Annotated in this window: 1 protein-coding gene; it reads left to right on the top strand. The window is 50.0% G+C overall.

Translation table 11 applies throughout. From position 1 onward, the window contains the following. On the top strand, window positions 1-260 hold a 260-nt coding region (locus tag HP401_RS29590), incomplete at both ends, for an AMP-binding protein (RefSeq protein ID WP_173607636.1).

The raw sequence follows: 260 nt of genomic DNA, 5'->3' as shown, positions 1-260 counted from the left end.
CCTAAAGGGGTAGCGATTCAGCACAGTAGTGTCATTGCCTTCATCGCGTGGGCGAAAACGGTCTTTTCCGCAGAAGAAATGAGTGGGGTGCTCGCGTCGACTTCTATCTGCTTCGATCTGTCAGTCTATGAAATATTCGTGACCTTAGCCTACGGAGGCAAAGTCATTTTGGCTGACAACGCCTTGCATTTGCCGAGCCTACCAGCAGTCAATGAAGTGACATTGATCAATACCGTCCCATCTGCCGCCAAAGAACTCGT

Source organism: Brevibacillus sp. HB2.2 (assembly GCF_013284275.1).
GTDB classification, from domain to species: domain Bacteria; phylum Bacillota; class Bacilli; order Brevibacillales; family Brevibacillaceae; genus Brevibacillus; species Brevibacillus brevis_D.
This window is presented reverse-complemented; position numbering and strand designations above follow the sequence as displayed.